Source organism: Chenggangzhangella methanolivorans (assembly GCF_019797865.1).
Classification (GTDB): Bacteria; Pseudomonadota; Alphaproteobacteria; order Rhizobiales; family Methylopilaceae; genus Methylopila; species Methylopila methanolivorans.
In genome coordinates, this window is record NZ_CP081869.1 from 4,208,312 (window position 1) to 4,232,943 (window position 24,632).

A 24,632-nucleotide genomic window follows, 5' to 3' on the forward strand; every position below is an offset into this window, starting at 1 on the left:
CTCCCCACCGAGGGGCGACCATCTGAAAGGATGGATGGACATGACGACGACTGCTCGCCCGGCCGTGCGGCCGGCAAACCCCAATTTCTCTTCCGGACCCTGCTCGAAGCGCCCCGGCTGGTCGCTCGAAGCCCTCAAGGACGCGTCCCTCGGTCGCTCCCACCGGTCCAAGCTCGGCAAATCCAAGCTCCAGGAAGCCATCGACCTCACCCGCGAGGTGCTCGAGGTGCCGGCCAGCCATCGCATCGCGATCGTGCCGGGCTCGGACACCGGCGCCGTCGAGATGGCGATGTGGTCGCTGCTCGGCCCGCGCGGCGTCGAGGTGCTGGCTTGGGAAAGCTTCGGCGCGGTGTGGGTCACCGACGCCGTCAAGCAGCTCAAGGTGCCGGGCACCAAGGCGACCGTCGCCGACTTCGGCAAGCTGCCCGACCTGTCGGCCGTCGACTTCGAGAACGACGTCGTGTTCACCTGGAACGGCACCACCGCGGGCGTGCGCGTCCCCGACGCGAACTGGATCCCGGCCGACCGCGCTGGCCTGACCATCTGCGACGCGACCTCGGCCGCCTTCGCGATGGAGCTCGACTACGACAAGCTCGATGTCGTGACCTTCTCCTGGCAGAAGATCATGGGCGGCGAGGCCGCGCACGGCATCCTCATCATGGGCCCGCGCGCCGTCGAGCGGCTCGAGAGTTACGTGCCGACCTGGCCGATCCCGAAGCTCTTCCGCATGACCAAGGGCGGCAAGATCGACGAGGGTCTGTTCCAGGGCGAGACCATCAACACGCCCTCGATGCTCGCGGTCGAGGACTATCTCGACGCGCTGAAGTGGGGCAAGTCGGTCGGCGGCCTGAAAGGCCTCATCGCCCGCGCCACCCGCAACGCCACCGCGCTCGGCGACTATGTGCGCCGCACCGACTGGCTCGATTTCCTGGCCGAGGATCCGAAGACCCACACCAACACGGGCGTCTGCCTCAAGGTCGTGGATCCGGCGATCGTCGCTCTCCCGGCCAAGGAGCAGGCGGCCTTCGCCAAGGGCATCGTCGATCGCCTCGAGGGCCTCGGCGTCGCCTACGACTTCGGCTCCTATCGCGACGCGCCGGCCGGCCTTCGCATCTGGTGCGGCGCGACAGTCGAGACCTCCGACATCCTCGCGCTCACCGAATGGCTCGACTGGGCCTACGCCGAGGCCCGGCAGGGACTGGCGCAGGCGGCCTGAGGCGCGACGCGTTGAAAACCTGGCGGCGGGGCGCATGTCCCGCCTCCAGTCGCATCGACACGCCCATCAGACCCCGGACGAACCCATGTTCAAGCCCGAGAACGACATCGAACGCGCCCTCGTCAGCGCCGCGGAAGACGCGCGTCGGCGCGCGCGCCCTTCTTCGAGAAGCTGATCGACGCCGAGCTGACGCTCGCCCTCGTCGAGTCCCGCGACAAGAAGGGCGGCGGCTACGAGGTGCCGGAGGTGATGTCCGACGACGTCGCCTTCGTGCCGATCTTCACCGCCGACAGCCGCGTCGAGGCGATGTTCGGCTTCGAGAAGATGATGAAGGTCCGCCAGACCTTCCGGCAGATCCTCGAGCAGATCGACGGCGCGAACTTCGTGCTCAATCCCGGCTCCGACTACGGTCGCGAGATCATGGAGGAGGACGTCGCCGCGATGCTCGCGGGCGACTTCGAAAAGGCCGCCGAGAGCGACGATTTCGCGGCCGACGGCGGTTTCGACGAGGAGGAGGCGCTGCCGCAGGTCGTCGGCCGGCCTTCGCCCGTGCCGACCCATCTGGTCAAGCCGCTGACGAAGCTGTTTTCCGGGCTGCGCGAGGTGCGCGCCGCCTATCTCGCCCAGTCGCTGTTTCCCGACGCCGACGGCCTGAAGCGCCTCGTCATCGGCATCGACTGCGACGGCGATCTCGACGTGGTGCTCGACCATGTCGGCGAAGTCCTGGACGAGGTCGCCAAGCCCTCGGACGTCATCGACTTCGTGCCCGTGCCGGGCTCCCCGCTCGACGGGTACTTCGAGAAAGACAACCAGCCGATCTATCGGCGGCCCTGATCTTCCGCGTCATGCGCCGGGCCGCCCAAGGCCCGGGCGCCCGGCATGGCGCGGGTTCCCCCAGCTCAGTTCATGAAAGAGCCCAGCCATGGCGCCCCGCGTTCTCGTCTCCGACAAGCTTTCGACCGCCGCCGTCGACATCTTCAAGCGCCGCGGCGTGGAGGTCGACTTCCGGCCGGACCTCGGCAAGGACAAGGAGGCGCTCGCGACCGCCATCGGCGACTATGACGGGCTCGCGATCCGCTCCGCCACCAAGGTGACGCCGAAGATCCTCGAGCGCGCCACGCGTCTCTCAAGGTCATCGGCCGCGCCGGCATCGGCGTCGACAATGTCGACGTTCCGGCCGCCACCGCCCGCGGCGTGATCGTGATGAACACGCCCTTTGGCAACTCCATCACCACCGCCGAGCACGCCATCGCGCTGATGTTCGCGGTGGCGCGCGAGATCCCGCGGCCGCGCCTCCACGCAGGCCGGCAAGTGGGAGAAGAACCGCTTCATGGGCGTCGAGATCACGGCCAAGACGCTCGGCCTCATCGGCTGCGGCAACATCGGCTCGATCGTGGCCGACCGGGCCATCGGCCTCAAGATGCACGTCGCGGCCTATGATCCGTTCCTCTCCGCCGAGCGCGCGATCGAGCTCGGCGTCGAGAAGGTCGAGCTCGACGAGCTGTTCGCGCGCGCCGACTTCATCTCGCTGCACGTGCCGATGACGGACAAGACCCGCAACATCGTGGACGCGGCCGCGATCGCGAAGATGAAGAAGGGCGTGCGCATCGTGAACTGCGCGCGCGGCGGCCTCGTGGACGAGGTCGCTGCGCGCCGCGCTCGACTCGGGCCATGTCGCGGGCGCGGGCTTCGACGTCTTCACCGAGGAGCCGGCCGAGGCCAATCCGCTGTTCGGCCACCCGGCGGTGGTCTGCACCCCCCATCTCGGCGCCGCGACCTCCGAGGCGCAGGAGAACGTCGCCCTGCAGGTCGCCGAGCAGATGTCCGAATATCTCATCCGCGGCGCGGTTTCGAACGCGATCAACGCGCCGTCGATCACGGCCGAAGAAGCGCCGCGCCTCAAGCCCTTCGTGGCGCTGGCCGAGCGGCTCGGCTCCTTTGCGGGCCAGCTGACCGACGCGGGGCTGAAGTCGGTGCGCATCGAATATGAGGGCGAGGTCGCCTCGATGAACGCCAAGGCGCTGACCTCGGCCGCCATCACCGGCCTGCTCCGTCCGCTGCTCGCCGACGTCAACATGGTGTCGGCCCCGGTCATCGCGCGCGAGCGCGGCGTCGCGATCGAGGAGGTGCGGCGCGAGGAGGCCGAGACCTATGAGAGCGTCATTCGCCTGACCGTCGAGACCGACAGCTTCACCCGGCACGTCGCCGGCACGGTGTTCGCGGACGGCAAGCCGCGCATCATCGACATCAAGGGCATCGAGATCGAAGCCGCTTTCGCGCCCTCCATGCTCTACGTCACCAACGACGACAAGCCCGGTTACGTCGGCGCGCTCGGCCAGACGCTCGGCGCGGCGGGCGTCAACATCGCGACCTTCAATCTCGGCCGCGCGGCGCAGGGCGGCGAGGCGATCGCGCTCGTCCAGATCGACGGCGACATTCCGGCCGAGGTGGTGGCCAAGGTCGAGGCGCTCGAGCACGTGACGCAGGCCCGCGCGCTGCGGTTCTGAGGGGCTTGGGGCCTGACCTCGATCGGGAGGACGGGCCTCTAGCCGCCCACAGTCTGCCCGGCGGCGAGCTGGGGCACGAAGCGGCGCTGCTCCGGCTTGGTCGGAGGGACGGTGGGCTCGGACTGCGGAGCAGGTTCGGCCGGCGCCTTGGTCGCGGCTGCGATCTGGTCCGCGACCTCGTCGAGGCGTCGGCGGAGAGCCGCGAGCGCCTCGGCGTCCGGCCGGTCGGCCGTCTCCGCGCTCTCCAGCGTCTGGTCGACATGGGGCATGCGCGGCGAGGCTGACGCGGAGGGCGCGCGCCTGTCGGCGCCCAGCATCACGAGTTTGGCGCGCAGCGCCGCGATCTCGGCTTCGCGCTCGGCGGCCTCGATGCGCGCCTGCTCCGTCGCGGCCCGCGAGGCGGAAGCGTCCTGACGGGCGGCCTGCAGATCCTTGGCGGCCTGGAGCGCGGCCGCGCGCGCCTCCTCCAGCGCGGAATGGGCGGACGCCGCGTCCGCGCCCTGGCGGTCGCGCTCGTCGCGCGCCTTCGCGCCTTCGCTTTCAAGCGCGGCGACCTGGCTCCGAAGCTCCGAGATGTCGGCGAGGTGGCCGAGCTCCGTGGCGCGGGCGCGGGCGCTCTCGACCCGGTCGCGGGTCGCCTCGGCGGTCGCGCGCTCGGCCTTTCGCTCGGTCTCGCGCATCGTCATCGCAAATTCTGCGCGCAGGCGGTCCTGCGCGGCGACGATCTCGTCGGCGGATACGGGAGGCGGTGAAGCAGGCGGCGGGTCGTCAGGCGCACGGCCCGGCCCCAGAAGAAGGGCAGGAACAGAAGCCCGAGAAGCGTGGCGAGGAGCGCGCCGAAGGAAGCGTAGAGGATCGGCTCGACCATTCAGGCTCGCTTGGCGCGTCTTGACCCGCGCCCGACGTGGGGACCGCGAAAGGCGCGCCGCCCGCGGCCCCGGTTTCGACCGGCACCATGGCACAGCCGCTCCGCGACGCCAAGGAAACGTGCCCGGAAACCAGAAAACTCTAAGGACCGCGCGACCCTTGCGCGGCCCTTCTCGGACCGTGTGGTCGGAACGCGTTCGGAGCTTAGAACGGGTTCCAGGTCGATTGCGGCGTGAACTTGAGGTAACCGACATTGACGCCGAGCCGCGCGCCGAGGCCGGTGCGGATCGGCACCAGCACGACGTTGTAGTCCTTGAGCGCCGTCATGCCGAAGCCGCCGACCAGATAGGCCGAGCCGTTGATGCCGGCGAAGCGCGAGTACAGCATGTCGGGCGAGGTCAGGTTGTAGACCAGGATCATGGTCCGCGCGCCGTCGCCGCCGAAGTCGAAGCCGAGCGAGGGGCCCTGCCAGTAGACGTGGCGGTCGCCCTGGTCGCCGCCGCCTTGCGTGAAGAGCTTGCCCTCGCCATAGCGCAGGCCGCCCACGAAGGCGCCGGAGCCTTCCTCGCCGAGGATGTAGGCGTCGGGCTCGCCCCAGGTGGAGACGGCCTTCTCGACGATCCCGCCGAGGCCGCGGGTGGTCGAGCCGAAGAACTTGTGTCCGCGGTCGACGATGTCGCCGGCCGAATAGGTCTGGCGGGGCGAACCGTAGCCGCCGTCTTCGGCGTAGTTCGCGTTGGCGGCCCGGGGGCCGGAATATTGCGCATGGGCGTCGGCGGCGGCCGTCAGCATGGCGGCTCCGAACGCGAGGCCCGCGACGAGGGCGTTCCACTTCATCGCGTCGTCCTTTCGGTCAGACGCGCGAATCCCAAGGGGGAGCGGGGTTCGCGCCGATTCGAAACAATTTGAGCGATCGGCTTTACCGGAAGGTGAACGGCGCCGGGTTAGAAGGAGGAAGACAGGACGAACCGCGCCAAAAACAGCGGTCGGGGACGATCAGATGACCATCGCAAAGCTCGCCGGGGCGCTCGCGCTCGGCGTCGGGCTGGCGTGCCTTGGCGGTCTCGCCGAAGCGACGCCCGGCCTCAACGAGAAGATCGTGGCCGATCCCTCGACGGGCGTCGCGCTCTACGGCTTCGATCCGGTGGCCTATTTCACCGACGGCAAGGCCGTGCGCGGCCGCCGCGACGTCGAGGCCGAGTGGAACGGCGCGCCGCCTGGCGCTTCGCCAACGAGGCGAACCGCGCCGTGTTCCTGTCCTCGCCCGAGACCTACGCTCCCCGCTTTGGCGGCTACGATCCGTCGGCGGTCGCGACCGGCGTCGCCGTCGCGGGCCATCCGCTCATCTTCCGCATCGAGGGCAAGCGGCTCTATCTGTTCAGCACCGCCCAGACCCGAGACGGTTTCGCGACCTCGCGAGCGCTCAGAAGTCGTGGCCCAAGCTCGAGGCCGAACTCACCGACTGACGGGCGCGCCGCCGACGGTCAGGTAGGCGGGGTCGGAGCCCATGTGGCGGTAGCTGTCGCCGACGGAGCCGCCTTCGCCGGGATAGATCTCCCGCACCTTGCGGGTTCCGGCGGGCGTGCCGTCGGTCGACCAGAGCTCCGAGTTGAACTCGGCTCGCAGGCAGCTGAGCAGGTCGAGCGTCACCTTGTCGACCGCGCTGAAGAACGTGCGGTCGCCTCGCGAGACCTGCTCGCGGACATAATCCTGCCGCCCGCCATAGCAGTCGGCGTCGCGGTTGATGTCTTTCAGCAGGCGCGCCGCGCCGGTCGAGACGTCGCCGACATAGAGCGCCGACTTCGACGAGCCTTTCGCCGCGCCCTCGAACAGCACGGCCTGGGGCGGCCCCTTCATGTCCGCCGCGCCGAAGGTCGGCCGGATGAGCCGGCCCTTGTCGTCCTTGAAGGCGAGCTTGCGCGTGCCCTCCGGCGTCCCGTCGGTGACGAAGAGCTGGTTCTTCGACGCGCCCGTGATCTTCTCGACCAGCAGCGTGTCGCCGACCGTCGTGAGCGTGTTGTTCTCGGTGTGGCGCGTCGTGAAATAGATCTGCGAGTCCGCCGGCCCCGGCTCGATATCTCGGACCATGACGGTCCCCTCTTCGGTGCCGTCCGTGCTCCAGAGCTCCGCGCCGTATTCGGCGCTCCTGGCGAGGAAATAGGCGCGCGCGCCTTCCGACCTCGGCCAGAACCGCGTCGGCGACCATTCGGGATCGAGCGCGCCCGCAGACCCCTTCAGAATGCCCTTGAGCGGGCGTTTCGCCTCGCTCGTTCCGTCCGAGACCCACAGTTCCTGGCCGTGCTTGCGCGTGTTCCGGACATAGACGAAGCGGTCGCCGACGACGGAGAGTCGCGGCTCCTCGCCGCCGTCGACGGTCACGGGCAGCCGCGTCGTGACGTTGGTGGCCGGATCGTGGAGGAAGGTCGCGAAGTTCGTCCCGGTCCAGGAACCGTCGCCCGGAGGCGCGACGAAGAGCGTCTTGCCCTTGAACGCGGCGACCAGAATCGTGTCGAGCCGATAGGGCAGTTCCGGCGCGCCGATCTCGACCGTGCCCTGCGCCGTGCCGTCGGTGGTCCAGAGCGTGCCGGTCTCGGCGGAGGCGAAATAGACGAGCGCGCCGTAGCGGCCGAGGATGCGCGCCACGCCGGTCCTGATCCGGCGCGTGCCGCCTTCGGTTCCGTCGGAGAAATAGAGAGCGGAAGTTTCTTGATCGAGAGCGGTCTTGGCGCCGAACACCACCCCTCCGGGGACCGGGAACAACCCGTCGCCGAAGTTTGTGCCCGAGACCCCGGGGGTGAGGTCGACGACCATCTTCGTGCCGGCCTTGGTCCCGTCCGAGACCCAAAGCTCGCGATCGTGCCGATAGTCGGTCGCGACGCAGAACAGCAGCCCCAGCGTTGCCGCGGCGGTCGCGATCGACATCATCATGTGGTCCCCGGGAACGTCGCGACGCTCGCATGCGCCGCGGCGATCCCAGGATAAACGCCGCCGAGCCGACGGTAAATCTCCACCGCGCTCCGCCGGCGGAGATTCGCCCGGCTCGAAAAGCCTTAAGCCCGCGCGCCCCAGGCGACGAAGGCGCCGTTCTTGAAGCCGGTCTCGGACTTGCCGTAGCGGAACTCGGAGCCGTCCGGGTTCAGCACGGCGCCGCCGGCGGCCGCGAGCACGGCGTGGCCGGCGGCGGTGTCCCATTCCATGGTCGGGCCGAAGCGCGGATAGACGTCGGCCTCGCCCTCGGCCACCAGGCAGAACTTCAGCGAAGAGCCTGCGGAGCGGCGGTCCGCCACCGCGAGCTTGGCCAAAAACTCTTCCGTGGTCGCGTCCGAATGGCTGCGGCTCGCCACCGCGCAGGGGCCGCTCTCGGGCGTGCTGCGGACCGAGATCGGCGTCCAGGCGCCGGCGTCCGGATCCTCCCGCACGCCGCAGCGCGCGACCTTGGCGCCGAGCGCCGCCGAGCCGATCCAGATCGCCCCGAGCGCCGGCGCGAACACGCAGCCGAGCACCGGCCGGCCCTGGTCCACGAGCCCGACATTGACCGTGAACTCGCCGTTCTTGGCGAGGAACTCGCGGGTGCCGTCGAGCGGGTCGACCAGCAGGAAGGTCTCGGGCGCCTCCGTCGGGACGCCGTCGCGGGACGCCGATTCCTCGGCGATCACCGGCATGTAGGGGAAGATGCGCGCAAGGCCGGAGATCAGGATCGCCTCGGCGCGCTCGTCGGCGTCGGTCACGGGGCTGCGGTCGTCCTTGGCGCGGGCCGCGATCGCCGGACCCTCGTAGACGTCGAGGATCGCGCGGCCGGCCTCGACGCAGAGGATCGCGAGTTCGTCGAGCAGGCGCGCGTCGTCGGAAGGGTCGTGCATCTCAGGCTCCAGCTGGGACAGGTCGTTGGCGGCGAGCCGCCTTGAGGGCGCGTTAAGCAACGTGTATCAGGCGGGGCAGCCGCGCACGGCCCTGAGTCTCAATGCCTGCGCGCCTCCGCTACTCAAAGCCGTGCCGGGAGCCGCGATGTCAACCTCCGAAGACGCCTCGACGGGCGCGGTGATCACGCTCGACGGGCTCGATCTCGCCGCGCTGGTCGCGAGCCGGGTGTGCCACGACGTCATCAGCCCCGTGGGCGCGATCGTCAACGGCCTCGAGATTCTCGAGGACGAGAAGGACGAGGGCATGCGCGGCTTCGCCTTCGACCTCATCAAGAAGAGCGCCGAGCAGGCCTCCGCGCGCCTGCAGTTCTGCCGCATCGCCTTCGGCGCGGCCGGGTCGGCCGCCGCCCAGCTCGACCTCGGCGACGCCGAGCAGGTCGCGCGCGGCTTCGTCGTCGACCAGAAGACCAGCCTCGTCTGGGAGGCCAAGCGCCAGCTCCTGCCGAAGAACATCGTCAAGCTGCTGCTGAACCTCGTGCTCGTCGCCACCACCACGATCCCGCGCGGCGGCGAGATCAAGGTCACGTCGGAAGGCGAGGGCGAGGCGACCTCCTTCGCCATCGTCACTACCGGCGTGAGCGCGCGCGTTCCCGCCAACGTGCTCGACCTTCTGGCCGGCAGGGCCCCGGAGGATCGCGTCGACGCCCATGTGATCCAGCCGTTCTATGCGGGGCTGGTCGCGCGCGCCGCCAACATGACGGTCACGATCGAGGCCGAGATCGAGGGCGAGAAGATCGTCACCCGGGCCCGTCCCGCGGCCGCCTGAGACAAAGAACGCACGATCGCGCCCGCGTGAGGGCGCAACCAAGCGTTATGCATTTTCGGCCACCATGGTCTTGCGGACGTCGGGCTTGTGCAGCCCGGCGCGGGGGCCGGGCCTGTGGACGACTTGCTAAAGGACTTCCTGACGGAGACGGCCGAGAATCTCGACCTCGTCGACGTTGAGCTCGTGCGCTTCGAACAGGAGCCCGAGAACGAGAAGATCCTCGGCAACATCTTCCGCCTCGTCCACACCGTGAAGGGCACCTGCGGCTTCCTCGGCCTGCCGAGGCTTGAGGCGCTCGCTCACGCGGCCGAGACGCTGATGGGCAAGTTCCGCTCCGGCGCGCTCGCCACGCCCGACGCCGTGACGCTGATTCTCGGCGCGATCGACCGCATCAAGGACATTCTGGCCGAGCTTGAGCGCAGCGGCGCCGAGCCGCTCGGCGACGATCAGGACCTCATCTGCGAGCTTGACGTCGCCGCCGCCAACGCCGTCGCGGCTCCCAAGGCCGAACCCGGCCCCGGCCGCCCGCTGAAGCCGGGCGAGGTGTCGCTCGAGGAGCTCGAGCGCGCGTTCCTTGAAGCCGAAGGCCCGGATCTCACGCCGGCCAACGATCCCGAGCCGGCCGCCGCCGCCGCGCCGAAGCCCGTCGAGATGAAGCCGGCCGAAGCCAAACCCGCGGCGTCCGAGGAGGTTCGCGACGGCTCGGTCGCCGGCCAGACGATCCGCGTCGGCGTCGACACGCTCGACCGCCTGATGACGATGGTTTCGGAGCTGGTGCTGACGCGCAACCAGCTGATGACCCATGTGCGTCGCCGTTCGGGCGCGGGCGCGGCCGACGACGAGCTCACCTTGCCGCTCCAGCGGCTGACCCACGTCACAGCCGAGCTGCAGGAAGGGGTCATGAAGACCCGCATGCAGCCGATCGGCGCCGCCTGGCGCGCGCTGCCGCGGCTGGTGCGCGACCTCGCGGCCGATCTCGGCAAGAAGATCGAGCTCGTCACCGCCGGCGCCGACGCCGAGCTCGACCGCCAGGTGCTCGACCTCATCAAGGATCCGCTGACCCACATGGTCCGCAACTGCGCGGATCACGGGCTCGAGACGCCCGCCGAGCGCGTCATGGCCGGCAAGCCCGAGACCGGGACCATCCGGCTCGAGGCCTTCCACCAGGGCGGCTACGTCGTGGTCGAGATCGGCGACGACGGCCGCGGCCTCGACGTCGCGCGGATCAAGAAGAAGGCGCTCGCCAACGGCCTCGCGAGCGAGGCCGAGATCGAGAAGATGACCGAGGCGCAAGTGCTGCGCTTCATCTTCGCGCCGGGCTTCTCCACCGCCGAGGCCGTCACCAGCGTCTCCGGCCGAGGCGTCGGCATGGACGTGGTGCGCTCCAACATCGAGCAGATCGGCGGCTCGATCGACCTGCGCTCGGTCGCGGGCCAGGGCGCGACCGTCGTCATCCGCATCCCGCTCACCCTCGCCATCATCCCGGCGCTGACGGTCGGCGTCGGCGGCGAGGTGTTCGCGATCCCGCAGCTTGCGGTGCGCGAGCTCGTCCATGTCGGCGGCGGCGGCGAACACCGCATCGAGCGCATCGGCGACGCTCCGCTGCTGCGCCTGCGCGACCGCCTGCTGCCGCTCGTGCGCCTCGCGGAGGTGCTCGGTCAGGCGCCCGGCCAGGCGACCGGCGCGGAGCCGGCCGGCGGCGAGAACTTTATCGTCGTGGCGCAGGCCGGCGAGGACGTCTTCGGCGTCGTGGTCGACGACGTGCTCCACACCGAGGAGATCGTCGTGAAGCCGATGGCCTCGCGGCTGAAGGAGATCCCGCTGTTCGCCGGCGCCACCATCCTCGGCGACGGCTCCGTGATCCTGATCCTCGATCCGAACGGCGTCGCGCAGGCGCTCGGGCCGGCGCGCGAAGTCTCGGCCGCGCGCGCGGCCGAGACCGTCGAAGCGATGGAGGCCGACGACAAGATCGCGCTGCTGACGTTCCGCGCCGGCGGACAGGCGCCCAAGGCCGTGCCGCTCGCGCTCGTGACCCGCCTCGAGATCATCGACGCCGCGACCATCGAAACGGCGAACGGCCGGATGATGGTGCAGTATCGCGGCGCGCTGATGCCGCTGGTGCCGGCCTCCCACGACGTCGTCGCGCGGACTGCGGGCGACCAGCCGCTGCTGGTCTTCGTCGACGACGGCCGCTCCGTCGGCCTCATCGTCGACGAGATCCTCGACATCGTCGAGGACCGCATGGAGATCTCCGTCGCCTCCGACATCCCCGGCGCGCTGGGCGCTGCGACCGTCGCCGGCCGCGCGACCGAGATCCTGGACGTCGCGCACTTCCTGACGCTCGCCTTCGACGACTGGCTGAAGCGCAAGGACCGGCCGTCCGCCGAACAGGACCGGCCCTCCGTGCTGCTCGTCGACGACAGCGCGTTCTTCCGCAACATGCTCACCCCCGTGCTCACCGCTGCCGGCTATCGCGTCACCGCCGTCGAGGGCGGCGCGGCCGCGCTCGGCCTCATCCGGCTCGGGCGGCGCTACGACGTCGTGGTCTCGGACATCGAGATGCCCGAGATGGACGGCTACGCGCTCGCCGGCGAACTCCGCGGCGAGCCGCTCGCCGCCGAAACGCCGATGCTAGCGCTCTCTTCGCTCACCGGGCCGAGCGTCGTCGCCCGCGCCCAGGAGGCGGGCTTCAGCGACTATGTGGCGAAGTTCGACCGTCCGGGCCTCATCTCCGCGCTGACCCAGCTCGCGCCCGGCTACAGGAGCGCGGCATGACCGACGCGCAGGGCGGCGAGCGCCGCTCCTTCGTCACCGTCGAGATCGGCGAGCAGCTGTTCGGGATCGCGATCGGCCGCGTGCGCGAGGTTTTCGCGCCGGAGCGGCTGACGCGCGTGCCGCTCAGCGCGCGCGAGATCGCGGGCGTGCTGAACCTGCGCGGCCGCATCGTCACCGCCATCGACATGCGCAGCCGCCTCGGCATGGCGCCGGCGCCGGCGGGTTCGAAGAACATGGCGATCGGCGTCGACCATCGCGGCGAGGCCTTCGCGCTGCTGGTCGACCGGCCGGGCGACGTCGTCGATCTCGACGTCGCGGGCCTCGAACCGGCCCCCGCAACGCTCGATCGCCGCTGGGCGAGCCTCGTCGAAGGCGTCTTCCGCCTCGACGACCGCCTTCTCCTCATCCTCGACGTCGACCGCGCGCTCGCCGCAAGCGCCGAGCCGGTCGCCGCCTGACCCCGATCCCGGCGCGTCGCCGCCGCCCCGAACCCACGGAGCCGAAGCCATGAAACACTGCCTCGTCGTCGACGACTCGAGCGTCATCCGCAAGGTCGCCCGCCGCATCCTCGAGGGCTGCGAGATGAGGATCTCCGAGGCCGAGAACGGCCAGAGCGCGCTCGCGCTCTGCAAGCAGGCGATGCCGGACGGCATCCTGCTCGACTGGAACATGCCGATCATGGACGGCTTCGACTTCCTGGCCGAGCTCCGCTCGCTGCCGGGCGGCGACGCGCCCAAGGTCGTGTTCTGCACCACCGAGAACGACGTCTCGCACATCACCCGGGCGCTGCGCGCCGGGGCGGACGAGTATGTGATGAAGCCGTTCGACAGCGAGATCATCACCTCGAAGTTCGCCGAAGTCGGCCTGCTCTGAGCGGACCGGCGCCGCGGGACGGACGCATATGATCGAGGCAGTCGCCGCGCGGCCGGTCGAGACGGTGCGGGTGATGATCGTGGACGACTCCGTGGTCGCCCGCGCTCTCGCCGCGCGCTGGCTCGAGGCGCAGCCGGGCTTCGAGGTGGCGGCGAGCTGCCGCTCGGGCCAGGAGGCGCTCGACCGGATCGCCTCCGTGCGGCCCGACGTGGTGCTGCTCGACGTCGAGATGCCGGGCATGGACGGCGTCGAGGCGCTGCCCCTGCTGCTCAAGGCGCGGCCCGGCCTCGCGGTGCTGATGAACTCGAGCTACACGACGCGCGGCGCGGAGCTTTCGCTGCGCTGCCTCGCGCTCGGCGCGACCGACGTGCTCGCCAAGCCGACGAGCGAGGCCATGCAGGCCGGCGAATATCGGCGCGAATTCCTGGCGCGGATGCAGGCGCTCGGCGATTTCGCGCGCCGGCGCCGCGGCCTTGCGCCGGCCCCGCGCGTCGCAGCCCAAGCCGCGCCGCCCGTCGCCGCCTCCCGGCCCGCCGCATCGCCTGCGGCCGAGGGGCGTCAGCGCGTGGAGTGCGTCGCGATCGGCTCCTCGACCGGCGGACCTCAGGCGCTGATGGAGATGCTTCGCGCGATGAGCGGCACCTTCCCGGACGCGCCCGTGATCGTCACCCAGCACATGCCGGCGGGCTTCACCGCCGCGCTCGCCGAACATCTGTCGCGCGGGGCGGGCGTCGAGGCGAAAGAGGCCGAGGATCGCGAGCCGATCCTGCCGGGCCGCGTCTATGTCGCGCCGGGCGGGCGCCATCTTTCGGTGCTGCGCGGCGGCTCGGGCGTCATCGCCAAGCTCGAGGACGGCCCGCCGGTCAATTTCTGCAAGCCGTCGGTCGATCCGATGTTCCGCTCGGCCTCGAAGGCCTATGGCGCGGGGCTGGTCGCGGTAGTTCTCACTGGCATGGGCAGCGACGGCGCGACGGCGGCGGCGGCCGCCGCCGCTGCGGGCGGACGCGTCATCGCGCAGGACGAGGCGACGAGCGTCGTCTGGGGAATGCCGGGCGCGACCGCGGCCACCGGCGCCTGCGCGGCGGTGCTGCCGCTCAAGGAAATCGGCCCGCGGGTCGTCCGCATGATGGAACGGGGGCGTTCGTGACACCTGCGCAGTTCGCGTTTCTGGCCAAGTTCCTGAAGGATCGCTCCGGCCTCGTGATCGGCGAGGACAAGCGCTACCTCGTCGAGGCCCGGCTCGGGCCGGTCGCGCACCAGCGCGGGCTTGCGAGCCTTTCCGACCTTGCGGCCGCGCTCGCCCGCGGCGCCGACCTCGACCTCGCGGCCAGGGTCGTCGAGGCGATGACCACCAACGAGACCTTCTTCTTCCGCGACGGCGCGCCCTTCACGCTGTTCACCGACGTCATGCTGCCGCATCTGATGGCCGCGCGCGCCCGCGAAAAGACGCTGCGGATCTGGTCGGCGGCCTGTTCGTCGGGTCAGGAGCCCTATTCGCTGGCCATGCTGCTCGCCGAGCGCAAGGCCCAGCTCGCCGGCTGGCGCGTCGAGATCGTCGCGACCGACCTTGCGGGCGAGGTGGTGGAGCGCGCCAAGGAGGGCCTGTTCTCGCAGTTCGAGGTGCAGCGCGGGCTGCCGATCAAGCTGCTGCTGAAGCATTTCGCCCAGGAAGGCGAGCGCTGGCGCATCGACGCCGCGCTGCGCCAGATGGTGCATTTCCGCACGCTGAACCTGCTGCGCGACTTCTCAGCGCTCGGGCGCTTCGACGTCGTGTTCTGCCGCAACGTGCTGATCTATTTCGACGCCGAGACCAAGGCCGACGTGCTGAACCGGATCGCGGCCTCCATGGCGCCGGACGGCTACCTCATGGTCGGCTCCGCCGAGGCGCCGGAGGCGATCACCCGCCGGTTCCGCGCGCATCCGAGCCGCGGCGGCCTGCTGGTGAAGGGCGAGGGCGCCGCCTCCGCCGCGCCTGCGCTCAGTCTCGTCGCCGCGCGATAAAGCGCTTCAAGCTCGGGCATGACGCGGCGATCGACCTGTCGTCATTGGGCCTTGGGCGACCGATGCCGGAGCGCTCTCGACGAAAAAGCCCCCCGCCGCGAGGCGAGGGGCTTTGTCGGTTAAGCCAGCGCGGGCGAGAAGATCAGCCGGCGGCGCGCATGTCCTCGGTCGGCTCGCGCAGCACGTAGCCGCGGCCCCAGACCGTCTCGATGTAGTTCTTGCCGTTGGTGGCGTTGGCGAGCTTCTTGCGGAGCTTGCAGATGAAGACGTCGATGATCTTCAGCTCGGGCTCGTCCATGCCGCCGTAGAGATGGTTGAGGAACATCTCCTTGGTGAGCGTCGAGCCTTTGCGCAGGCTCAGAAGCTCGAGCATCTGGTATTCCTTGCCCGTGAGGTGCACGCGGGCGCCGCCGACTTCGACCGTCTTGGTGTCGAGGTTGACGATGAGGTCCCCGGTCGAGATCACCGACTGGGCGTGGCCCTTCGAGCGGCGCACGATGGCGTGGATGCGGGCGACCAGCTCGTCCTTGTGGAAGGGCTTGGTCATGTAGTCGTCGGCGCCGACGCCCAGACCGCGGACCTTGTCCTCGATGCCGGCGAGGCCGGAGAGGATCAGGATCGGGGTCTTGATCTTCGCGACCCGGAGCGCCCGGAGAACCTCGTAGCCCGACATGTCGGGCAGGTTCAGGTCGAGAAGGATGATGTCGTAGTCGTACAGCTTCCCGAGATCGATGCCTTCTTCGCCGAGCTCGGTGGTGTAGACGTTGAAGCTCTCTGACTTGAGCATCAATTCGATGCTCTGCGCCGTCGACCTGTCGTCTTCAATAAGAAGAACGCGCATGCGAATCCTCCACCGAGCCCCGCGTGACCAACGCCCGAACTGCCTCGGGGGTCACGGTGAACCGATCGTTTCCGTTCCGATTCAAGCTTAACGACAAAAGGTTAACAGAGTGTGATTCTGCGCCGCAAGCCTGAACTGATTCCCGCCCAAATTATTCGTAACTGGCTGTTTCAAAACGATTTTCCGATTTCGCCAAGCTCATGTCGTTTCTTAACGAACAGGGCTAACTGACTCTATCGACTCAACGTTTCGGTGCACGTCACGGTTTTCGAGGCGTTAAGGTTCGAGCCCATAATTCGGCGCCTCGGTAAACGAAGGGTTACTGTGTGACGCCGAACGTTCATGATTCGACGGAGTTCCCTCGATGACGGCCATGACCGCCCTCGGCGGTCTCCTCAAAAACCTCGAGAGCGCGCCCGACCGCGAGGTCTATGGGCGCGTCGTCGGCGTGCGCGGTCTTCTCGTCGAGATCGCCGGGCCACTCGGCGCCATGGCGATCGGCGGCCGCGTGGTCATCGAGGGCCAGGACGGGCGCGAGACGCCCTGCGAGGTGCTGGGCTTCGAAGGCGAGCGCGCGCTCGTGATGCCGTTCGCGCCGCTCGAGGGCGTGCGCCGCGGCTGCCGGGCGATCGTCGGCTCGACCGAACCCGGGGTCCGGCCTTCGCCGCGCTGGCTCGGCCGCGTGGTCGACGCCATGGGGACCCCGATCGACGGGCTCGGCCCGATCGACCAGGGGCCGACCGTCTATCCCTATCGCGCCTCGCCGCCGCCCGCCCATGCCCGCAAGCGCGTCGGCGCGCCGCTCGATCTCGGCGTGCGGGCCATCAACACCTTCCTCACCTGCTGCCGCGGCCAGCGCATGGGCGTGTTCGCGGGCTCGGGCGTCGGCAAGTCCGTCCTGCTGGCGATGCTTGCGCGCAACACCCAGTGCGACGTCGCGGTCATCGGGCTCGTGGGCGAACGCGGCCGCGAGGTGCAGGAGTTCCTGCAGGACGACCTCGGCGAGGCCGGCCTCAAGCGCTCGGTCGTCGTGGTCGCGACCTCCGACGAGCCGGCGCTCAAGCGCCGCCAGGCCGCCTATCTCACGCTCGCGCTCGCCGAATATTTCCGCGACCAGGGCCAGGACGTGCTCTGCATGATGGATTCCGTCACGCGCTTCGCCATGGCCCAGCGCGAGATCGGCCTGTCGATCGGCGAGCCGCCGACCGCCAAGGGCTACACGCCGACGGTGTTCGCGGAGCTGCCTCGCCTGCTCGAGCGCGCGGGGCCGGGAACCGGGGAGGGGACCGCGACCGGCCTCTTTACCGTGCTGGTCGACGGCGACGACCACAACGAGCCGGTCGCCGACGCCGTGCGCGGCATTCTCGACGGCCACATCGTGATGGAGCGCTCGATCGCCGAGCGCGGGCGCTATCCGGCCATCAACGTGCTCAAATCGGTGTCGCGCACCATGCCGAAGTCGACGCCCGAAACCGAGCGTCCGGTGGTCGCGCGCGCGCGGCGCACGATGGCGACCTATTCGGACATGGAGGAGCTGATCCGGCTCGGCGCCTATCGGCCCGGCTCAAGCCCGGAAGTCGACGAATCCATCGATCTGAACGGCCCGCTCGAAGCCTTTCTCAAGCAGGGTAAGGAAGAAGCAACGGGTCTCGGCGACTGTTACGCTCAGTTGCGTACCATTCTAGGCGTTTCGGACACGGAGCGCTAACCGGGCTGTGCTTAGATGTCCGACATGAAGTCCAGAGACACCCTCATCCGCCTGAAGCGGTTCCAGGTCGACGAAAAACGTCGCCAGGTCGCTCAGATCGAGACCATGATCGCCGAGTTCGAGCGCATGGCCTCCGACCTCGACCGCGAGATCCTGCACGAGCAGGAGAAGGCCGGGATCCACGACGTCGGGCATTACGCCTACCCGACCTACGCCAAGGCCGCGATGACGCGTCGCGACAACCTCAAGCGCTCCGCCGACGAGCTCGTCGGGCAGCTCACCGACGCGCAGGACGCGTTGGCCGAGGCCTTCGAGGAGCTCAAGAAGGTCGAACTGCTCGAGGAGCGCGACGCCTCCCGCGAGCGCGTCGCCGAAGGCGCCCGCGAGCAGGCCGAGATGGACCGCATCGCGCTCACCATCCGCCGCGGCGAAGCCCGGGCCTACTGAGCGGCGGGGCCGCCCACCGGAAACTGCCGACCGGCAGGTTGCGCACCGCCCGGCGGCGCACGCGTTAACCATTGCTTAAGGATGTGTTTCTAGCGTCGGGCTCCCGCGGAGTCCGCGAACCGACACGTCTGTGATGAACCGCCGCCCCAATCCGTTCGAAGACATCGAGGCCGCCGTCGAGGCGCGGATCCGGGAAAACCCGCGCGGCTTTTCGCTCGACGAGGACATGGTGGAGGCGATGCGCCTCGCCGGCGTCGACGCGCGCGAGATCGACGAGATCGTCGGACGTCCCGACGTGCGCCTTGCGGTCGCGGGCGAACGCGCTCTCACTCTTGACGCCAGCGAGCGCGCCGCGCGCCTCGCGCGCATCGTCGGCCTCGCCCAGAAGGTGTTCGTCTCGTCCGAAAAGGCCTTCCTCTGGTTGCGTGCGCCGCATGGACAACTCGCTGGAGTGAGTCCGATCAGTTATGTTGGAAGCGAATCGGGGGCCCGTTTCGTCGAGAGCACGCTGATCCGGATCGACCATGGGATCGCAGCCTGACACAGGCCTGTTGACCGTCTGGCGCATCTCCAACCACCAGGACCTCAGCGGTCGCGGCGGGCTTATCGCCTCGGGCCGCTGGCACAGCCGTCCGCGCGCGGTGATGTGGTGCTCCGACGCGCCCGCGACCGCCTATGCCGAGATCCTGAGGCATGTCGGCTCGCCCGAGCTGCTGCCCGACGCCGTCTGCCTGCTGAAGATCGTCGCGCCGCGCTGGGCGCGGGTCGATGCGCTCGACGCCTCGCACCTGCCGGAGGACTGGCGGGATGATTTCGGCCCGGGCTTCACCGCCTGCCAGCGGGCGGGGGACGCGTGGCTGGCGTCCGCCTCGGCGCCGCTGCTGAAGGCGCCCTCGGTCGCGCGGCCGGGCGCTTACAATTTCCTGCTGAACCCCACCCACCGCGACGCCGATCATTTCGAGATCGTCGACGCCTCGGCCCGCCGCTGCCCGACTGGGCGGCGGACGAGACGTCAGCCGAAGCCGGGGTCTTTCAGCGGCGCGGCGGGAACGGGGTCTTGGCCGCGGGCTCGGACGAATAGGCGAGCGGGGCGGGGGCCGGCCGGGCCGTCGCGGGCGCGGGGCCGGCGGAGGCGAGCACGGGAGCGGCGACCGGCGAGATCACGCGCGCTTTCGCGCCGGCCGGCTGCTGCGCCGGGGCGACGGAAGCGACCGCGCGGATCGGGGGCGTGGGAACCGCTGGGCGCGCAGGGGCCGCGACGGCGATCGATCCCGTGGTCTGGGGGTCGGCGTTGCGGGCCGGGGCGACGGGAGCCGCGGCCGCAAGCTGAGCGCGGCGGGCGCCGCGACGCGCGGATCGGCCGGCCGGACCGGCGGAAGCGGCGCGACCGGCTGGGCCGACGCGGTCTGGATCTGCGGGGCGGCGGCGACGGGCCCGCGCGGCGTCGGCATGGGAGTGACCGTGGGCGTCGCGGCCGCGAGCACAGCCGGCGGCGTCGCGCCGCGCGGCTGCGGCACCGGGGCCTGCTGAGCCACGGCCGGGGCGGGGCTCGGGAACCATCGTCGCGACGCGCGCGCCGGGCGGCGTCGCCGTCGGGGCTGCGGAGGCGAGGGCGACGGGCGCGGCCGGCGGCGCCGAGAGCGCCCCGTTCCGGCCCATGCCGATCTGGGCCAGCATGCCCTTGCGCTTGGCGTCGTAATAATAGCCGCTGGCGTAGTAGCGGACCGCGCGGTCGTGGTCGCCAGCCGCCACCTTGTAGGCGCCGGCGAGGTAGCGCACGCCGTAGGTGAGGTTGACGTCGGCGTCGAGCAGGCCGGCGGCCGAGCCGCGATAGCCCATGGCCTTCGCGGTCGCGGGCTTGATCTGCATCATGCCGTAATGGCCGCGGTTCATCGCGCGCGGATTGTATTTGCTCTCGCGCACGATGACGCGGCGGATCAGCGTCTCGGGGACGCCGGTCGCCGCCGAGTGCTTGGCGATGACGGCGTCGTATTCGGCCGGGCCCTCGACCGCGCGCGCGTCTCCGCCGCCCGCGACCGCCATGCATCCGGCCGCCGCGAGGGCGAACCCGATCGTCGTTGCCTTCAAGTCCGCGTCCCCACGCCGCCGCGCAAGCGAGCTTGATCGCTTGCAAATAAGGCCAGAACGTGACTCGCCCGATTTGGGACGCATTTCCTTGGAGAGCGAGTCGCGGCCCAAGACTGCGTCGCCACAATCGGCTTTCAGTCCTTCATGCGCGATCGTGAAGAAAACCCGCGTCCGGCTCCGGCTCGTTGCGGCGCAGCTCCCGAATCGTTTCGCGCAGCCAGCGGTTGGCCGGATCGTCGTCGAAGGACGTGTGCCAGATCATCGAGATCGCGAAGTCCGGCAGCTCCACCGGCGCGGGGCTGACGGCCAGACCCATCGAGCCCGCGAAGAACCGCGCGACGCGCGAATGCATGGTGGCGATCACCGGCGCCTCGCGCACCACGAAGGGCACGGCGGTGAAGCGCGGCGAGGTGAGGGCGATCTGGCGCGTGAGGCCGAGCTTGGCGAGCGCCACGTCGACGACGCCATGGGCGCTCTCGACGAGGCTCGTCAGCACGTGGGGCAGGCGGACATAGTCCTCGAGCGAGATCGGCGGCTCGACGCCGACCAGCGCCGCGTTGAAGACGCAGAGGTAGTTGTCCTTGTGCAGCAGGCGCCGCTTGTGATGCGTCGCGCCCTCCTCGAACAGGCCGATGCCGAGGTCGACGCGGCCGGCGTCGAGGTCTTGCAGGATCCGGATGCGGTCGACGCTGCGGATCAGCAGCCGCACGCCGGGAGCGACCGCGCGCAGATGAGCGAGGAGCCGCGGCACCAGCAGCACCTCGGTCGAGTCCGGCAGGCCGACCGTGAATTCGCGCTCGGCTGTCGCCGGGTCGAAGGCCTGCGGCGGCGCCATGATGGCCTCGATGCGGGCGAGCGCGGCGCGCACCGGCTCGATCAGCGACGCGCCCTTGGGCGTCGGCCGCATTCCGGTCGGGGTGCGCACGAACAGCTCGTCGTCGAACGCGATGCGCAGCCGTCCGAGCGCATGGCTCATCGCCGACTGCCCGAGCCCGACCTTCACCGCGGCTCGGGTCACGGTGCCCTCGCTCGCCAGCGCGTCGAAGGCGACCAGGAGATTGAGGTCGAGCCGGTTTAGATTAACGTGGTCGATAGCCACTATGCATCCAATCGGTTTGATTCATGACGAAGGGATAAGCACATTCACCCTCAAGACGCGACGGGGTCTTCCCGCCGCAATCACTTGGGGTACTTACGATGTCCAACCGTATCGTCGCCATCTCAGCCGCCGCCGCGTTCGCGGCCTACGCCGCCGCCGCGGCCGTCGTTCTGAGCCCGGTCTCGGCCTTCGCCGGCGAGGTCGCCCTCGCTTCGACGGTCGACCGCCCGCTGGTCGCCATCGCGGCCACCAAGGCCGACGCCGCCGCGACCCAGAGCCCCGGCACCGTCGGCGCCATGCACTACGCGACCGCCGGCCAGCCGGTGAGCTTCAACGCCGCCGACCTCCAGGCCGGCCGCGCCACCGCCGCGACCGTCCGCTGGCTCGCCGCTCCCGAGCGCGCCGGCTCGTAATCTGAGCTGAACTGCGCCTCGCCGTCCGTCTCCTCCCTCCGGACCGTCGAGGCGACTTGGCCCTCCCCGAGCGATCGGGGAGGGCTTTTTTTCGTTCCGACCCGGCCGCGGCCCTGGCGGAGCGCTCGACCTCCAGGGAAAAACGCGATCTGATCGGCCATCGATGGCGCCGACCGGGGGGATGGCGATGAAGGCTTTGTGGGCGACCGCTCTCGCAATTGCGCTCGCCGTCGCGCCCGGCGCGGCCAAAGCGGGCGACGCGTTCACCTGCGGCAAGGGGCCGGGCTTCGAGGTTTTGACCCCGCGGACCGAGATGGGGTGGCCCGACAGGATCGAGGTCAAGATCTCGGGCCAGCCGAAGCAGGTCCTGATCATCGACAAGGAGACGCCCGAGCGCGCCTACTGGGAGAACGAGGCCTGGGGCGTCTATTCGTTCAAGCTGTTCGTGTCGCTGACCGACAAGAAGCGGAAGAAGGACTTCGATTGCCGCTGACGGCCGGCCGTCGCGCCGCCCCCTTGTCCCGGACGTGATCCGGGACCCAGAACCGATGCGGGTTCCGGGAAAGGCGGCGAGGGTTCGGAGTTCAGTTGACTGGCGGCGTCGGTTCTGGGTCCCGGATCACGTCCGGGGCAAGGGCGCTTGGCTCCAGTAGATCCGTTCGACCCCGACCCCCGACCTTCGCGCTCAGCCCGCCTTCTTGATCCGGACGATCTTGAAGAACCCGACCGGGAACGTCGGCTGCACGTCGATCACGCTCATGTCGCCGGCCTTGTCCGCCCAGCGGCGCAGGCGCGAGACCTTGAAGTCCGACGACCAGCCCATCTTGGCGACGAGCGGGGCGACCGCGCCCTCGACCTTGGCCACGAACCCCTGGTCGGCGCCCATTTTCGACGTCACGACGATCTCGCCCCCGGGCTTCAGCACGCGGCGCATCTCGTCGAGCGCAGCCTCCGGGTCCGGCACCAGCGTGATGACGAAGGGCACCGCCACCGCGTCGAACACGGCGTCCGGCAGGCCGAGCCGGCAGGCGTCCATGGCGACGATCGCGCGCACGTGGGAGAGCTTCTCCTCGCGCACCTTCTCGAGCGCCTTCGCCAGCATGTGGACCGAGAGGTCGACGCCGACGACGCGAACGGTCGAGGGATAGTGCCGCAGCACGAGGCCGGTGCCGACGCCGACCTCGAGAATGTCGGGCCCGCAGGCGGCCGCCGCGGTCGCGGTCTTGCGATGGGCGTCGGCCAGCAGCTTGACGTAGACGCGGTCGTAGATCGGCGCCCATTTCTCATAGGCGCGCTTCTGGCCTTCCAGATCGTACTGAACGCTCAACGCCCGCCCTCGCTTACGCCGCCGCGCGCTGAACGCCGGCCGCCGCCCGAATGATGCCGCCGCCGAGCACGCGCTCGCCGGCCTCGTCGTAAAGCGCGCAGGCCTGACCCGGCGCGACGCCGGTCTCGCCGTCGATGAGCTCGACCTCGGCCTCGTGGGCCCCGAGCGGACGCAGCCGCGCGGGCGCGGGCGCGCGGGTCGAGCGAACCTTGGCGAGCAGCGGCGCGCCCTCGGGGCCGATCGCCTCCAGCGCCTCGTCGCCCAGCCAGTTGAGGTCGCGCAGCAGAACCTTGCGCACGCCGAGCGCCTTGCGGGGGCCGACCACCAGCGTCCTGGCGGCGGCGTCGATCCTGACGACGTAGAGCGGTTCGCCGGCCGCGATCCCGAGCCCTTTTCGCTGTCCTACGGTGTAGCGCACGACGCCTTCGTGACGGCCGATCTCGGCGCCCGAAAGGTCGACGATCGGGCCGGGCTCGGCCGCGCCGGGCTTCAGCCGCTCGATCACGTCGGCGTAGCCGCCGGTCGGCACGAAGCAGATGTCCTGGCTGTCGGGCTTGTCGGCGACGAGAAGGCCGAGCGCGCGCGCGACGTCGCGCACCGCCGACTTCTCCAGACGCCCGAGCGGGAAGCGCAGCATCGCGAGCTGCTCGGGTCGTGCCGTAGAGGAAATAGCTCTGGTCGCGGCTGTCGTCGGCGCGGAACAGGCCGCGGCGGCCGTCCGGCAGCGCGCGGGAGGCGACGTAGTGGCCGGTCGCGAGCGCCGCGGCGCCGAGATCCCTGGCCATGTCGAGCAGGTCGAGGAACTTGACCGTCTGGTTACAGGCGACGCAGGGGATCGGCGTCTCGCCCTTCGCGTAAGCCTCCGCGAAGGGCTCGATCACCGCCTCGCGGAACCGCCGCTCGTAGTCGAGCACGTAATGCGGGATGCCGAGCCGGCCCGCGACCACGCGCGCGTCATGGATGTCGCGGCCGGCGCAGCAGGCGCCCTTGCGCGCGATCGCCGCGCCATGGGTCGTAGAGCTGAAGCGTCACGCCCACGACGTCATAGCCCGCGCGCGCGAGCAGGCCGGCCACGACGGAGGAGTCGACGCCGCCCGACATGGCGACGACGACCCGCGTCGAGGCGCGGTCGCCGGGCAGCTCGAGGTCGACGTCGGGAACGAGGTCGAGCGCGCCGGTCAGAGGCTGTGCCGTCATGAGCTGAGCAGTCATGGGCTCAGCTTGTAGCCGCGCCCGCGCCGCCTTGGAAGCGTGCGCCGGCTCTTTCGGCCCGTGTCCTTGATCAGATCATGTCTGCGGTCAGGGAATGAAGATCACGAAGGCGACGCTGTCCGACGGCTCGTTATTGCCGCCGGCGGTGAACTGGAAGGTTCTGACGGCGATCTCTCCGTCGTCGCAGCCCGACACGTCATAGTAGGCCGACAGGTTCTTGCCCGACGAGTTGCCGTATTCGACCGTGACCGAGGGGGTGATCAGCTCCCTGAACGGCATCAGCTTCGCGCCCAGCTTGAGGCAGTAAAGTCCCGTGCCGGCTTTCCGCAGCGACTTGAAGCCTTGCCTAAACGAAAACCTCTCGCCGATCACGAGGCCGAACGCTCGCGCCTGGGGGCCAGACTGCGCGGCCGCAGGCCCCACGCCGGTAGCGCTCCAGCAACCGATCGCGAAGACGAAAGCTGCCGCCGCGCAAATTGAACGCATGATCATGATTGCTTCCCCTTGATAAAAAGGAAGTCAATCCGAATTGTCGCTTTCAGTAAAGCGTAATCATCGATCAGATGAATCAT

Annotated in this window: 27 protein-coding genes and 3 pseudogenes; 19 read left to right on the forward strand and 11 right to left on the reverse strand. The window is 69.8% G+C overall.

Annotated features, from left to right (window positions below):
* The first annotated feature begins 40 nt into the window (after nucleotides 1-40).
* The 6 genes and pseudogenes from K6K41_RS22110 (at nucleotide 41) to K6K41_RS30745 (ending at nucleotide 3,723) form a co-directional block, all read left to right on the forward strand.
* Nucleotides 41-1,216: a phosphoserine transaminase gene (locus K6K41_RS22110; RefSeq protein ID WP_261402294.1), complete on the forward strand. Its 1,176-nt coding sequence runs from the start codon at nucleotides 41-43 to the stop codon at nucleotides 1,214-1,216.
* A 186-nt stretch (nucleotides 1,217-1,402) separates the two neighbouring features.
* The gene (locus K6K41_RS22115; RefSeq protein WP_261405813.1) at nucleotides 1,403-2,050 is read left to right on the forward strand and encodes an enhanced serine sensitivity protein SseB C-terminal domain-containing protein; all 648 of its coding nucleotides are present in this window, start codon (nucleotides 1,403-1,405) and stop codon (nucleotides 2,048-2,050) included.
* Nucleotides 2,051-2,138: 88 nt separating this feature from the next.
* Nucleotides 2,139-2,414, forward strand: coding sequence for a Rossmann-fold NAD(P)-binding domain-containing protein (locus tag K6K41_RS30730; protein ID WP_428978541.1), 276 nt, complete (start codon nucleotides 2,139-2,141; stop codon nucleotides 2,412-2,414).
* Nucleotides 2,366-2,656, forward strand: coding sequence for a hypothetical protein (locus K6K41_RS30735; protein ID WP_428978611.1), 291 nt, complete (start codon nucleotides 2,366-2,368; stop codon nucleotides 2,654-2,656). The genes K6K41_RS30730 and K6K41_RS30735 overlap by 49 nt, the downstream gene beginning before the upstream one ends.
* Nucleotides 2,547-2,925: pseudogene (locus tag K6K41_RS30740) on the forward strand (NAD(P)-dependent oxidoreductase); the annotation flags it as partial. The gene K6K41_RS30735 and the pseudogene K6K41_RS30740, both read left to right, overlap by 110 nt.
* Nucleotides 2,926-2,961: 36 nt before the next feature.
* The gene (locus K6K41_RS30745; protein ID WP_428978612.1) at nucleotides 2,962-3,723 is read left to right on the forward strand and encodes an ACT domain-containing protein; all 762 of its coding nucleotides are present in this window, start codon (nucleotides 2,962-2,964) and stop codon (nucleotides 3,721-3,723) included.
* A 38-nt stretch (nucleotides 3,724-3,761) separates the two neighbouring features.
* Here K6K41_RS30745 and K6K41_RS22125 read toward each other — a convergent pair whose 3' ends face one another.
* The 3 genes from K6K41_RS22125 to K6K41_RS22135 form a co-directional block, all read right to left on the reverse strand.
* Nucleotides 3,762-4,409 (reverse strand): hypothetical protein, encoded by a 648-nt coding sequence (locus K6K41_RS22125; RefSeq protein WP_261402295.1) that lies wholly within the window; start codon nucleotides 4,407-4,409, stop codon nucleotides 3,762-3,764.
* Nucleotides 4,406-4,591 carry a hypothetical protein gene (locus tag K6K41_RS22130; RefSeq protein ID WP_261402296.1) on the reverse strand — a complete coding sequence of 62 codons (186 nt, stop codon included), beginning with the start codon at nucleotides 4,589-4,591 and terminating at the stop codon, nucleotides 4,406-4,408. Before K6K41_RS22130 ends, K6K41_RS22125 begins: the two co-directional genes overlap by 4 nt.
* A 203-nt stretch (nucleotides 4,592-4,794) precedes the next feature.
* Nucleotides 4,795-5,427, reverse strand: coding sequence for a DUF1134 domain-containing protein (locus tag K6K41_RS22135; RefSeq protein ID WP_261402297.1), 633 nt, complete (start codon nucleotides 5,425-5,427; stop codon nucleotides 4,795-4,797).
* Nucleotides 5,428-5,590: 163 nt separating this feature from the next.
* Here K6K41_RS22135 and K6K41_RS22140 point away from each other — a divergent pair, with 163 nt between their 5' ends.
* A complete protein-coding gene (locus K6K41_RS22140; protein WP_261402298.1) occupies nucleotides 5,591-6,082 on the forward strand; it encodes a hypothetical protein in 492 nt (163 codons plus the stop codon).
* Here the strand turns inward: K6K41_RS22140 and K6K41_RS22145 are convergent.
* Together K6K41_RS22145 and cysQ are read right to left on the reverse strand one after the other, a co-directional pair.
* Nucleotides 6,046-7,512: a hypothetical protein gene (locus tag K6K41_RS22145; RefSeq protein ID WP_261402299.1), complete on the reverse strand. Its 1,467-nt coding sequence runs from the start codon at nucleotides 7,510-7,512 to the stop codon at nucleotides 6,046-6,048. The genes K6K41_RS22140 and K6K41_RS22145 overlap by 37 nt on opposite strands.
* Before the next feature lie 128 nt (nucleotides 7,513-7,640).
* Nucleotides 7,641-8,450 carry a 3'(2'),5'-bisphosphate nucleotidase CysQ gene (cysQ, locus tag K6K41_RS22150; protein WP_261402300.1) on the reverse strand — a complete coding sequence of 270 codons (810 nt, stop codon included), beginning with the start codon at nucleotides 8,448-8,450 and terminating at the stop codon, nucleotides 7,641-7,643.
* A gap of 145 nt (nucleotides 8,451-8,595) precedes the next feature.
* Between cysQ and chpT the strand changes: the two genes are divergently transcribed.
* The 6 genes from chpT (at nucleotide 8,596) to K6K41_RS22180 (ending at nucleotide 14,925) form a co-directional block, all read left to right on the forward strand.
* Nucleotides 8,596-9,276, forward strand: a complete 681-nt coding sequence (chpT, locus tag K6K41_RS22155; RefSeq protein WP_261402301.1) for a histidine phosphotransferase ChpT — start codon at nucleotides 8,596-8,598, stop codon at nucleotides 9,274-9,276.
* A 114-nt stretch (nucleotides 9,277-9,390) separates the two neighbouring features.
* Nucleotides 9,391-12,051, forward strand: coding sequence for a hybrid sensor histidine kinase/response regulator (locus tag K6K41_RS22160; RefSeq protein WP_261402302.1), 2,661 nt, complete (start codon nucleotides 9,391-9,393; stop codon nucleotides 12,049-12,051).
* On the forward strand, nucleotides 12,048-12,509 hold the full coding sequence (locus tag K6K41_RS22165) for a chemotaxis protein CheW (protein ID WP_261402303.1): 462 nt from the start codon (nucleotides 12,048-12,050) through the stop codon (nucleotides 12,507-12,509). Before K6K41_RS22160 ends, K6K41_RS22165 begins: the two co-directional genes overlap by 4 nt.
* A gap of 49 nt (nucleotides 12,510-12,558) precedes the next feature.
* The gene (locus tag K6K41_RS22170) at nucleotides 12,559-12,924 is read left to right on the forward strand and encodes a response regulator (RefSeq protein ID WP_261402304.1); all 366 of its coding nucleotides are present in this window, start codon (nucleotides 12,559-12,561) and stop codon (nucleotides 12,922-12,924) included.
* A gap of 28 nt (nucleotides 12,925-12,952) precedes the next feature.
* Entirely contained in the window at nucleotides 12,953-14,071 is a 1,119-nt protein-coding gene (locus K6K41_RS22175; protein WP_261402305.1) for a protein-glutamate methylesterase/protein-glutamine glutaminase, read from the forward strand.
* Nucleotides 14,068-14,925 carry a CheR family methyltransferase gene (locus K6K41_RS22180; RefSeq protein WP_261402306.1) on the forward strand — a complete coding sequence of 286 codons (858 nt, stop codon included), beginning with the start codon at nucleotides 14,068-14,070 and terminating at the stop codon, nucleotides 14,923-14,925. Before K6K41_RS22175 ends, K6K41_RS22180 begins: the two co-directional genes overlap by 4 nt.
* Nucleotides 14,926-15,067: 142 nt before the next feature.
* Here the strand turns inward: K6K41_RS22180 and ctrA are convergent, their stop codons facing one another.
* On the reverse strand, nucleotides 15,068-15,766 hold the full coding sequence (ctrA, locus tag K6K41_RS22185) for a response regulator transcription factor CtrA (protein WP_261402307.1): 699 nt from the start codon (nucleotides 15,764-15,766) through the stop codon (nucleotides 15,068-15,070).
* Between the two features lie 373 nt (nucleotides 15,767-16,139).
* On the opposite strand from ctrA, the gene fliI reads away from it, so the two are divergent.
* The 4 genes and pseudogenes from fliI to K6K41_RS30750 all read left to right on the forward strand — a co-directional run.
* Entirely contained in the window at nucleotides 16,140-17,474 is a 1,335-nt protein-coding gene (gene fliI / locus K6K41_RS22190) for a flagellar protein export ATPase FliI (protein WP_261405814.1), read from the forward strand.
* A gap of 24 nt (nucleotides 17,475-17,498) precedes the next feature.
* Nucleotides 17,499-17,921, forward strand: a complete 423-nt coding sequence (fliJ, locus tag K6K41_RS22195) for a flagellar export protein FliJ (protein WP_261402308.1) — start codon at nucleotides 17,499-17,501, stop codon at nucleotides 17,919-17,921.
* 133 nt (nucleotides 17,922-18,054) lie between these two features.
* Entirely contained in the window at nucleotides 18,055-18,462 is a 408-nt protein-coding gene (locus tag K6K41_RS22200; RefSeq protein ID WP_261402309.1) for an antitoxin Xre/MbcA/ParS toxin-binding domain-containing protein, read from the forward strand.
* Nucleotides 18,446-18,829 (forward strand): annotated as a pseudogene (locus tag K6K41_RS30750) (RES family NAD+ phosphorylase); the annotation flags it as partial. The gene K6K41_RS22200 and the pseudogene K6K41_RS30750, both read left to right, overlap by 17 nt.
* A gap of 124 nt (nucleotides 18,830-18,953) precedes the next feature.
* On the opposite strand, the gene K6K41_RS22205 reads toward K6K41_RS30750, so the two are convergent.
* Nucleotides 18,954-20,009, reverse strand: coding sequence for a lytic transglycosylase domain-containing protein (locus K6K41_RS22205; RefSeq protein ID WP_261402310.1), 1,056 nt, complete (start codon nucleotides 20,007-20,009; stop codon nucleotides 18,954-18,956).
* Nucleotides 20,010-20,151: 142 nt separating this feature from the next.
* Entirely contained in the window at nucleotides 20,152-21,108 is a 957-nt protein-coding gene (locus K6K41_RS22210) for a LysR family transcriptional regulator (RefSeq protein ID WP_261402311.1), read from the reverse strand.
* 98 nt (nucleotides 21,109-21,206) lie between these two features.
* Between K6K41_RS22210 and K6K41_RS22215 the strand changes: the two genes are divergently transcribed.
* Both K6K41_RS22215 and K6K41_RS22220 read left to right on the forward strand, forming a co-directional pair.
* Nucleotides 21,207-21,521 (forward strand): hypothetical protein, encoded by a 315-nt coding sequence (locus tag K6K41_RS22215; protein WP_261402312.1) that lies wholly within the window; start codon nucleotides 21,207-21,209, stop codon nucleotides 21,519-21,521.
* A gap of 187 nt (nucleotides 21,522-21,708) precedes the next feature.
* The gene (locus K6K41_RS22220) at nucleotides 21,709-22,014 is read left to right on the forward strand and encodes a hypothetical protein (RefSeq protein WP_261402313.1); all 306 of its coding nucleotides are present in this window, start codon (nucleotides 21,709-21,711) and stop codon (nucleotides 22,012-22,014) included.
* Between the two features lie 192 nt (nucleotides 22,015-22,206).
* Here the strand turns inward: K6K41_RS22220 and K6K41_RS22225 are convergent, their stop codons facing one another.
* From K6K41_RS22225 to K6K41_RS22235, 3 genes and pseudogenes are all read right to left on the reverse strand, one after another.
* A complete protein-coding gene (locus K6K41_RS22225) occupies nucleotides 22,207-22,848 on the reverse strand; it encodes a class I SAM-dependent methyltransferase (RefSeq protein WP_261402314.1) in 642 nt (213 codons plus the stop codon).
* Nucleotides 22,849-22,861: 13 nt separating this feature from the next.
* Nucleotides 22,862-23,949 (reverse strand): annotated as a pseudogene (gene mnmA / locus K6K41_RS22230) (tRNA 2-thiouridine(34) synthase MnmA).
* Between the two features lie 198 nt (nucleotides 23,950-24,147).
* Nucleotides 24,148-24,546, reverse strand: a complete 399-nt coding sequence (locus K6K41_RS22235) for a hypothetical protein (protein ID WP_261402315.1) — start codon at nucleotides 24,544-24,546, stop codon at nucleotides 24,148-24,150.
* Between the last annotated feature and the right edge of the window lie 86 nt (nucleotides 24,547-24,632).

Coding starts and splice junctions, on each gene's coding strand:
- K6K41_RS22110 (WP_261402294.1), top strand. CDS start 41: ATGACGACGACTGCTCGCCCGGCCGTGCGGCCGGCAAACCCCAATTTC.
- K6K41_RS30730 (WP_428978541.1), top strand. CDS start 2,139: ATGGCGCCCCGCGTTCTCGTCTCCGACAAGCTTTCGACCGCCGCCGTC.
- K6K41_RS22125 (WP_261402295.1), bottom strand. CDS start 4,409: ATGACGATGCGCGAGACCGAGCGAAAGGCCGAGCGCGCGACCGCCGAG.
- K6K41_RS22130 (WP_261402296.1), bottom strand. CDS start 4,591: ATGGTCGAGCCGATCCTCTACGCTTCCTTCGGCGCGCTCCTCGCCACG.
- K6K41_RS22135 (WP_261402297.1), bottom strand. CDS start 5,427: ATGAAGTGGAACGCCCTCGTCGCGGGCCTCGCGTTCGGAGCCGCCATG.
- K6K41_RS22140 (WP_261402298.1), top strand. CDS start 5,591: ATGACCATCGCAAAGCTCGCCGGGGCGCTCGCGCTCGGCGTCGGGCTG.
- K6K41_RS22145 (WP_261402299.1), bottom strand. CDS start 7,512: ATGTCGATCGCGACCGCCGCGGCAACGCTGGGGCTGCTGTTCTGCGTC.
- cysQ (WP_261402300.1), bottom strand. CDS start 8,450: ATGCACGACCCTTCCGACGACGCGCGCCTGCTCGACGAACTCGCGATC.
- chpT (WP_261402301.1), top strand. CDS start 8,596: ATGTCAACCTCCGAAGACGCCTCGACGGGCGCGGTGATCACGCTCGAC.
- K6K41_RS22165 (WP_261402303.1), top strand. CDS start 12,048: ATGACCGACGCGCAGGGCGGCGAGCGCCGCTCCTTCGTCACCGTCGAG.
- K6K41_RS22170 (WP_261402304.1), top strand. CDS start 12,559: ATGAAACACTGCCTCGTCGTCGACGACTCGAGCGTCATCCGCAAGGTC.
- K6K41_RS22175 (WP_261402305.1), top strand. CDS start 12,953: ATGATCGAGGCAGTCGCCGCGCGGCCGGTCGAGACGGTGCGGGTGATG.
- ctrA (WP_261402307.1), bottom strand. CDS start 15,766: ATGCGCGTTCTTCTTATTGAAGACGACAGGTCGACGGCGCAGAGCATC.
- fliI (WP_261405814.1), top strand. CDS start 16,140: ATGACCGCCCTCGGCGGTCTCCTCAAAAACCTCGAGAGCGCGCCCGAC.
- fliJ (WP_261402308.1), top strand. CDS start 17,499: ATGAAGTCCAGAGACACCCTCATCCGCCTGAAGCGGTTCCAGGTCGAC.
- K6K41_RS22200 (WP_261402309.1), top strand. CDS start 18,055: ATGAACCGCCGCCCCAATCCGTTCGAAGACATCGAGGCCGCCGTCGAG.
- K6K41_RS22215 (WP_261402312.1), top strand. CDS start 21,207: ATGTCCAACCGTATCGTCGCCATCTCAGCCGCCGCCGCGTTCGCGGCC.
- K6K41_RS22220 (WP_261402313.1), top strand. CDS start 21,709: ATGAAGGCTTTGTGGGCGACCGCTCTCGCAATTGCGCTCGCCGTCGCG.
- K6K41_RS22235 (WP_261402315.1), bottom strand. CDS start 24,546: ATGCGTTCAATTTGCGCGGCGGCAGCTTTCGTCTTCGCGATCGGTTGC.